Annotated in this window: 6 protein-coding genes and 1 pseudogene; 2 read left to right on the top strand and 5 right to left on the bottom strand. The window is 70.3% G+C overall.

The window, feature by feature from the left end:
- Positions 1-49: 49 nt before the first annotated feature.
- The 5 genes and pseudogenes from rplS to ffh all read right to left on the bottom strand — a co-directional run bounded on the left by rplS (position 50) and on the right by ffh (position 3,815).
- Complete coding sequence (gene rplS / locus VF665_RS16410) at positions 50-400, bottom strand: 50S ribosomal protein L19 (RefSeq protein ID WP_331054525.1); 351 nt, start codon at positions 398-400, stop codon at positions 50-52.
- Between the two features lie 73 nt (positions 401-473).
- Positions 474-1,172 (bottom strand): tRNA (guanosine(37)-N1)-methyltransferase TrmD, encoded by a 699-nt coding sequence (trmD, locus tag VF665_RS16405; RefSeq protein ID WP_331054524.1) that lies wholly within the window; start codon positions 1,170-1,172, stop codon positions 474-476.
- Positions 1,172-1,714, bottom strand: coding sequence for a ribosome maturation factor RimM (rimM, locus tag VF665_RS16400; RefSeq protein WP_331054523.1), 543 nt, complete (start codon positions 1,712-1,714; stop codon positions 1,172-1,174). The genes trmD and rimM overlap by 1 nt, the downstream gene beginning before the upstream one ends.
- A 367-nt stretch (positions 1,715-2,081) precedes the next feature.
- Positions 2,082-2,318: pseudogene (gene rpsP, locus VF665_RS25935) on the bottom strand (30S ribosomal protein S16); the annotation flags it as partial.
- 144 nt (positions 2,319-2,462) lie between these two features.
- The gene (gene ffh, locus VF665_RS16390) at positions 2,463-3,815 is read right to left on the bottom strand and encodes a signal recognition particle protein (RefSeq protein ID WP_331054521.1); all 1,353 of its coding nucleotides are present in this window, start codon (positions 3,813-3,815) and stop codon (positions 2,463-2,465) included.
- 457 nt (positions 3,816-4,272) lie between these two features.
- Here ffh and VF665_RS16385 point away from each other — a divergent pair, with 457 nt between their 5' ends.
- Together VF665_RS16385 and VF665_RS16380 are read left to right on the top strand one after the other, a co-directional pair.
- The gene (locus VF665_RS16385; protein WP_331054520.1) at positions 4,273-5,211 is read left to right on the top strand and encodes a protein kinase domain-containing protein; all 939 of its coding nucleotides are present in this window, start codon (positions 4,273-4,275) and stop codon (positions 5,209-5,211) included.
- A gap of 213 nt (positions 5,212-5,424) precedes the next feature.
- A partial coding sequence (locus tag VF665_RS16380; protein ID WP_331054519.1) for an outer membrane beta-barrel protein occupies positions 5,425-5,945 on the top strand: 521 nt, incomplete at its 3' end.

Genomic DNA, 5,945 nt, shown 5'->3' with positions numbered 1-5,945 from the left:
GCCCGACTGGGCGCGCCCCGCTCCGAACATCAACCCGAGCGTCCGCGGATCAGCGGGCGACGCGGCGCTCGCGGATGCGGGCGGCCTTGCCGCGCAGCGCGCGCAGGTAGTACAGCTTGGCGCGGCGCACGCGGCCGTGGCGCACCAGGTCGATGCTGCCGACCATGGGGGAGTGCAGCGGAAAGGTGCGCTCCACGCCGACGCCGCCGGAGATCTTGCGGACCTTGAAGGTCTCCTGGACGCCGCCGTGCTTGCGCGCGATGCACACGCCCTCGAACGCCTGAATGCGTTCCTTGTCGCCCTCGCGGACGCGCACGTTCACGCGGAGCGTGTCGCCCGGACGAAAGTCGGGGACGTCGCTGCGCAGATATTCCTTCTGAGTCTCGAAAAACGGATGCATGAGTCTGGTCCTCGTCGCTTGAAGAGTGGAGAGGTTGGGACGGCCGGACGTTCTCCGGCAGACGAACCCAACATCAACTGTGTTCCGGAGCCTCCCAGAGGTCCGGCCGCCGCTCGCGCGTCAGGCGCTCGGCCTGCTCGCGACGCCACGCGGCGATGCGTGCATGGTCGCCGGAAAGCAGAATTCCGGGAACCTCCCGCCCGCGGTACGCCGCGGGGCGGGTGTACGAGGGTGCGCTCAGCAGCCCGTCGTAGTGGCTGTCCGTGGACGCCGACTCGTGGTCCGAGATGGCGCCCGGGATCAGCCGGACCGTCGCGTCGATCACCGCCAGCGCGGGGATCTCGCCGCCGGAGACGATGAAGTCGCCCAGCGAAAGCTCCTCGGTGGCCAGCCCCTCGGCCACGCGGTGGTCCACGTCCTTGTAGTGCCCGCACAGGAAGGTGACTTCCCGCTGGAGCGAAAAGCGGACGGCGTCGGCGTGGGTGAACCGCCGGCCGCGCGCGCTCATCAGCACGATGGGGCCGGGGGGAAGCTGCTCCCCCTCGGGCGCCAGCGACTGCACCGCCTCCCAGAACGGCTCCGGCTTCATGACCATTCCCGCGCCGCCGCCGTAGGGCAGGTCGTCCACCGTCTGGTGGCGGTCGTGGGTAAAGTCGCGCAGCTGCACCAGGTTGTACGTCACCAGCCCCGCGGCCGCGGCCCGGGCCGGAATGCTCAGGCCCAGCGGCCCCCGAAAGAAGTCGGGGAACAGCGTGACCACGTTGACGCGCATCACAGTTCCAGCAGCCCCGCGGGCAGGTCCAGCTCCAGCACGCCCTCGGCCGCGTCGATCCGGCGGATCATCTGCTGCACGAAGGGGATGAGCAGTTCGCCGCGCTCCTGCCGGCGCACGGCCAGCAGGGGTCCGCTGGGCGCGTCGTACAGGTCGGCCACGGTGCCCACCTCGCCCTCGGCCTCGGTGGTGACCCGCATGCCCAGGAGCTGGTACAGAAAGACTTCGCCCTCCTGCAGCGCCTCGGCCTCCGCGCGCGGAACCAGCAGCGCGCGGCCGCGGACTTCATCCTGCGCGGGGGACCGGCCGGTAAACTCCAGCGCCTTGACGAGCATGCCCCCCTTGAAGGGGCGGGCCCGCTCCACCGTGAGCACGCCGGCATCGAGCGGCTTGCCGTCCGCCGTGCCCAGGCGCAGGACGCGCCCCGGCGCGAAGGCCGAGCCGGGGCGGTCCGTTTCCAGCCGGACGAACAGCTCGCCCTTGATGCCGTGGGGCTTCTGAACCGTTCCGACGATCAGGAACGGGGGCTCTTCGCCGGCCATCAGCCGCCGGTCAGCCCTGCGTGGGCTCGGTGGCCTCGGCGTCCTGCGCCACGGGCGCATCCGCGGCGACGGCGGGCGTGCCCGGGTCGGTGGCGGCGGCGGCCGGCTCGGTGGCCTCGGCCTCCACGGCGACGTTGTCGCTGCCGGTGGCGTTGCCGCTCACGGCGTCGGGGGTGGTGGCGGCGTCATCGCCGCCGCCGGTGACGGCCGAAGCCGCCGAGGTCACCGCGCCCGCCACGGCCGAGGCCGCCGAAGCCACGGCGCCGGCCACGGCCGAGGCCGCGCCGCTCACGGCCTTGCCGGCCTTCTTGGCCGCGCCGCCCACGACGGCGGTGGCCTGCTCCGTCACGGTGGGCGCATCGCCGAACACGCCGGCCTTGCGGAACAGCGAGTTGACGGTCTCGGTGGGCTGCGCGCCCTTGGCCATCCAGGCCAACACCTTGTCGCGGTCCACCACGAGGGTCATGGGCGTGGTGGTGGGGTTGTAGTGCCCCACCTTGGCGACAAAGCGGCCGTCACGGGCCATGCTGCTTTCGGCGACGACGATGCGGTAGTGCGGGGCCTTCTTACGGCCCATGCGGCGGAGACGGATCTTGAGCGCCATTGGTTCCCCTCGTGGGATGTGGGTTGCGTCCAGGAGGGCGGCGTGTGCCCGCTCCGGACGATCGAAAAAACAGCAGTGCCCGGTGCTCAGTGCCAGGTGCCCAGACGAGTCCGGGCACTGGGCACTGGGTCCTGGGCACTGCCCTTACCGCATGCCGCCGAACGGCAGCTTCGGCATTCCTCCCCCGCGGGGCATCATGCCCTGCAGGCCCTTCATCTGCTTCATGAACTTCTGCATCTCCTTGAACTGCTCCAGGAGACGGTTGATCTCGCTCACCGGGCGGCCGCTGCCGCGCGAAATGCGGACGCGGCGCGAGCCGGTGAGCATTTCGGGGCGCTTGCGCTCCTGCTTGGTCATCGAGGTGATGATGGCCTCGATGTGCTTCATGCGCTGCGGGTCCACCTTGACGTTCTTCAGCATCTTGCTGTTCACGCCCGGCAGCAGCTTGAGCAGGTTCTCCAGCGGGCCCAGGTTCTGGAACTGGCGCAGCGCCATCAGGAAGTCGTCCAGGTCAAAGCGCCCGGCGCCCATGACCTTGCGCTCCAGCTTGGCGGCTTCTTCCTGGTCAAAGGAGCGCTGGGCCTTTTCCACCAGTGAAAGCACGTCGCCCTGCTGCAGGATGCGGCCGGCCATGCGCTCGGGGTGAAAGTCCTCCAGCCCGTCCAGCTTTTCACCCACGCCCAGGAACTTGATGGGCTTGCCGGTGACGCCAAAGATGCTGAGGGCCGCGCCGCCGCGGGCGTCGCCGTCCATCTTGGTGAGCACCACGCCGGTGATGTCGAGCGCGTCGTCGAAGCCCTTGGCCACGTTGACGGACTCCTGGCCGATCATGCCGTCGGCGACGAACAGGATTTCGGCCGGCTTGAGCACCTCCTTGAGGCGCTTGAGCTCGTCCATCAGCTGGTCGTCGATCTGCAGGCGGCCGGCGGTGTCGAAGATTACCACGCGGTCGCGCTCGCTCTGCGCCTGCTCCAGCGCGCGGCGCGCGATGCCCACCACGTCCTGCGAGCCGGGCTCGGCGTAGACGGGCACGCCCACCTGCTCGCCCAGCGTCTGCAGCTGCTCCACGGCGGCGGGGCGGTACACGTCGCACGCCACCATGCGCGTCTGGCGCATCTCGCGCTTCATGCGGCGCGCGATCTTGCCGGCCGTGGTCGTTTTACCGGAGCCCTGCAGCCCCACCATCATGATGACGGTGGGGGGGATGGGGGCCAGCGCGAGCGGCGCCTTGCGCTCGCCCAGCATGCTGGTGAGCTCCTCGTGAACGATCTTGACCAGCTGCTGCCCGGGCGAAACCGCCTTGAGCACGCGCTCGCCGAGCGCCTTCTCTTCCACGCGCTTCATGAAGTCGCGCGTGACCTGGAAGTTGACGTCGGCTTCCAGCAGCACGCGGCGGATCTCGCGGAGCCCTTCGCGAATCATGGGCTCGGTAAGAACACCGCGCTGCCGCAGGCCGCTGAATACGCCTTCGAGCTTGTCGCTGAGCTGATCGAACACGCTGTCTGCCGGTTTCAATGAAGCCGAAAACCCCGCTCGCGCCGGGGTCCGGCCGGGCGGGAGAGGCATAGCCAGTCAAAATACCATCCGAAGGCGCATTTGCCAACCCTGCCGCGCCGTTCGGGGCCGCGCGGCGCTCCCCGGCAGCCGCCCTGTCACGGTTGCGTAACCATTCACAATCGTGTATGTTTACGCCATACGGACGGGCGACGCCGCAACGGCGATCCGGCCGCTTTTTTGTGCCCGGAATCCCGGGTTGCGAAAGGGCCGGGACGGCGGCTCCCACCGTCTTGTACCGCCAGGCGGAGGCTCCGCGCTCCGCGCCCATCCGCGGCACGATCCAGCATCACGGGCCGGCTCCGGCCCGCTTGCCACGTCCCAGAAACGCCGGGGTATCGACCGGACGCCGTTGTTTTCCGGCAGCCGTCATCCACCCCTTTGCAGTAACAGGAGTGCCATGCCGCAGACGACCATCAACCTTGCCGCGCCTCGCATTCCGGGGTGGCGCATCGTGCGCCCGCTGAGCGACGGGGCCCAGGCGCACACGTACGTGGTGGCGCCCGAGTCGCGCCCCGGCGACGAGTGCGCCGTCGCCAAGGTCATGCGGCTGCAAGGGATCGAGGGGTACGCGCTTTCGGCCGACGTGCAGCGGTGGCGCATGGAGCGCGAGGTGCGCGCCCTGACCACGCTGCGCGCGGCCGGGTGCGAGGGCGTGGTGCGCGTGCTGGACCACGGATCGCGCACGGAAGGAACCGCGCAGCCGTGGATGATCATGCATCGCCACGCCGGGCCGGCGCGCTCGTTCGACGGCAGCGGCTTTGTGTACGCGGAGCGGTTCCGCGGCCGGGTGACACGGGTGATGGCGATGACGGAAGCGCTCGCCCGCACCCTTAGCGCCATGCACGAGCACCCCGCGCGCATCGTGCACCGCGATCTGCACCTGGGAAACGTGCTGATGGACGGCGTGGGAAGCGCGCCGGTGCTGGGCGACTTTGGCATCGCGCACGTGCACGGGCACCCGCCGCGCCCGGGGGTTGACGACGCGGTGTTCAGCGGCGCCTGGCACTGGCGCCCGCCGGAGGTGAGCGCGGGCGCCGAGGCCGGGCCCGCGTCGGACATCTTCATGCTGGGCGGCGTGGTGTTCGAGGCGCTTTCCGGCGGCTTCGTTCTCTCCCCCGCGGACGAGTGGGGCGGCGCGTGCATCCATGCGCGGCCGGAGCACCACCTGGGGCGGTGGACCACGGACTGGCGCATCCCCATGGTGAACGCGCTGCTGGACCGCATGCTGGCGCCGGATCCCGCCGCGCGGCTGGAGGCGGCGCAGGTGGTGGAGCGCTGCCGCGAGATCCGCCTGGCCGGCACCCTGCGCGGCCGCCCGGTGCTCGCCACGGCCTGAGACCATCGACGGACCAAGACGAGGACAGCGGGCCGCGGACGATTCCGCGGCCCGCCGTCGTTCTCCCCCGTGCGCGGCGCCCTGTATCGGTCGGTTGACCGGTTGCTCCGGGCGGACGCGCCGCGCGATCTTTCCCGAACCGGAACGTTTCTGACGCGCACGCCCGTTCGCCGGCGTGCCGCGGGCCTCCTTTACCGAACCCGATTTCGATTGATGATCAAGCAGACTCTCGCCGCCGGTCTGGCGGTTCTTCTGGCCGCCGGCTCGGCCGCGGCTCAGTCGCCCATTCCGTTCAGCATCGAGGGGCGCGTGGACCGCGCCGTTCCGCTGGGCGACTTTGACGACCTGGTGGACGCCGGTTTCAGCACCGGCGTGGCGGCCAGCGTGCAGGTGCGGCCCGGGCTGGGGGTGTACGCCAGCTACAACTACGCCGTTTTTGGCCCCAAGATCGTGAGCGACGCCGACGACGCGGTGGACCAGGGCGTTTCGCTGGGCCTCACCGCCGCCATTCCCACCGGGACCACGCGCCTGCAGCCGTACGTGGCGGCCGGCCTGGTGGCTCACCAGTTCAAGCTGTACGACGAGGTGGAAGCGGAAGAGGAGATCGGCTTTGAGGTGGGCGCGGGCGTCGCCATTCCGCTCGTGGGGCCGCTGCGGCTGACGCCCTCCGTGGCATACCGCACCTACAACGCGGACCCCAAGTTCGACGACAACCCGGTGCCGCAGCCGGGCGA

This window comes from Longimicrobium sp., assembly GCF_036387355.1.
In the GTDB taxonomy this organism is placed as follows: Bacteria; Gemmatimonadota; Gemmatimonadetes; order Longimicrobiales; family Longimicrobiaceae; genus Longimicrobium.
This window is presented reverse-complemented; position numbering and strand designations above follow the sequence as displayed.

What these genes read in the sequence shown, in the direction of transcription:
- rimM (WP_331054523.1), bottom strand. Translation starts at nt 1,714, where the DNA reads ATGGCCGGCGAAGAGCCCCCGTTCCTGATCGTCGGAACGGTTCAGAAG.
- VF665_RS16385 (WP_331054520.1), top strand. Translation starts at nt 4,273, where the DNA reads ATGCCGCAGACGACCATCAACCTTGCCGCGCCTCGCATTCCGGGGTGG.
- rplS (WP_331054525.1), bottom strand. Translation starts at nt 400, where the DNA reads ATGCATCCGTTTTTCGAGACTCAGAAGGAATATCTGCGCAGCGACGTC.
- trmD (WP_331054524.1), bottom strand. Translation starts at nt 1,172, where the DNA reads ATGCGCGTCAACGTGGTCACGCTGTTCCCCGACTTCTTTCGGGGGCCG.